Annotated in this window: 2 protein-coding genes and 1 pseudogene; 2 read left to right on the plus strand and 1 reads right to left on the minus strand. The window is 75.1% G+C overall.

Annotation, left to right across the window (positions count from 1 at the left end):
- Positions 1-99 precede the first annotated feature (99 nt).
- Both SSBG_RS14240 and SSBG_RS14245 read left to right on the plus strand, forming a co-directional pair.
- On the plus strand, positions 100-720 hold the full coding sequence (locus tag SSBG_RS14240; RefSeq protein WP_008746814.1) for an Lrp/AsnC family transcriptional regulator: 621 nt from the start codon (positions 100-102) through the stop codon (positions 718-720).
- Positions 721-898: 178 nt separating this feature from the next.
- Positions 899-1,516 carry a TetR/AcrR family transcriptional regulator gene (locus SSBG_RS14245; RefSeq protein ID WP_008746815.1) on the plus strand — a complete coding sequence of 206 codons (618 nt, stop codon included), beginning with the start codon at positions 899-901 and terminating at the stop codon, positions 1,514-1,516.
- A gap of 57 nt (positions 1,517-1,573) precedes the next feature.
- Here the strand turns inward: SSBG_RS14245 and SSBG_RS32670 are convergent.
- A pseudogene (locus SSBG_RS32670) lies at positions 1,574-1,678 on the minus strand (rRNA methyltransferase); the annotation flags it as partial.

Here is a 1,678-nt window from a genome sequence, read left to right on the forward strand (position 1 = left end):
CCCGGCGAAGCGGGCCGCGCGGCCGGGCACGCCCGTGCGCGGCAGGAGGCCGCGCCGCAGGGCGAGGCCCGCCCGCGCGAGGCGTCGCCGCCACCCCGGCTGCGCCCCCCGGCACCCCGTACGGCCCCGGGGGGCGGGGGCGGCGGGGCGGTCGCCGCCCCCGGTGCGGGGGAGCGTGCCGCGCCGCCCCCGGCCGCCGCCGCGCGCCCGCGCGAGCCGCGCCCGCTCGACGCCGTGGACCACGACATCCTGCGCATCCTCCAGGCGGACGGGCGGGCCTCGATCCGCTCCGTCGCCGAGCAGGTGCACGTCTCGCGCGCGAACGCCTACGCGCGCATCAACCGTCTGGTCGAGGACGGCGTGATCCTCGGCTTCGGCGCCCGCGTGAACCACGAACGGGCCGGTCAGGGCGCCTCGGCATACCTGACCCTGCGGATCGTGCAGAACTCCTGGCGCACCGTGCACCGCCAGTTGCGCGCGCTGCCCGGCGTCTCGCACATCGCGCTCGTCTCGGGAGACTTCGACGTCCTGGTCCTCGTGCACTCGCCGGACAACCGGGCCCTGCGCGAACTCGTCCTCACCCGCCTCCAGGCGATCCCCGAGATCCTCAGTACCCGTACGCTGCTGGTGTTCGAGGAGGAAGAGGTGGGCCAGGGCCCCGAGTCCTCGGCGGCAGCGGACCACCCGGCGGACCACCCGGCGGACCACCCGGCCCGCTGAACCGCCCCGGCCAGGCCACGCGCCCGGCCGCACGTCCGGCCACGCGCCGTGGCCCGCGCCGGGCCCCCGCGCCCGGCTTCCACCCTGGGCAACGCGGCGCGGCGGCGTTAGAGTGACCGAACGATCGGTCGGCACGAAGGAGAGCCGCTGAGCCCTCCCCTGAACGGTGGTCCTGATCATGACGGCTGCGGTCAAGCGCGACGCCTACACGCCGGAATCCCTCCTCTCGGTCGCCGTGCGCGTCTTCAACGAACGCGGCTACGACGGCACCTCGATGGAGCACCTGGCACGGGCGGCCGGGATCTCGAAATCCTCGATCTACCACCACGTCTCCAGCAAGGAAGAGCTGCTGCGCCGGGCCGTGAGCCGCGCGCTCGACGGCCTGTTCGGCGTGCTGGACGAGGAGGACGCGCGCACGGGCACGGCCACGGAGCGCCTGGAGCACGTCGTCCGGGGCACGGTCACCCTCCTGGTCGCCGAGCTGCCGTACGTGACACTGCTGCTGCGCGTGCGCGGCAACACGGACGCGGAGCGCTGGGCGATGGAGCGCCGCCGCGACTTCGACCACCGGCTCTCCGCTCTCGTCAGGGCCGCCGTCGCGGAGGGCGGGCTGCGCGCGGACATCGCTCCCCGGCTCGCGACCCGGCTCCTCTACGGCATGATCAACTCGATCGTGGAGTGGTACCGGCCGGTGGACGGCGGGGACGCGAACGCGCGCGAGCAGGAGACGGAACGCGCGAAGGACCTCGCGGACACCGTGCTCCACCTGGCCTTCGACGGCCTGCGCCCGCGCTGACACCGGGCGGGGACGGGGCAGGGAGGGTCCGCGCGACGGGAGCGGTTCTCCGCCGCGTCACGGCCGCCTGGTACCGAGGGACCAGTGGTAGAGGGCCATGCCCACGCTCGTCGCGAGGTTGTAGCTGGAGACCTGGGGGCGCATGGGCAGCGCGACAAGGCG

The organism is Streptomyces sp. SPB074 (assembly GCF_000154905.1).
Classification (GTDB): Bacteria; Actinomycetota; Actinomycetes; order Streptomycetales; family Streptomycetaceae; genus Streptomyces.

What these genes read in the sequence shown, in the direction of transcription:
- SSBG_RS14245 (WP_008746815.1), top strand. Translation starts at nt 899, where the DNA reads ATGACGGCTGCGGTCAAGCGCGACGCCTACACGCCGGAATCCCTCCTC.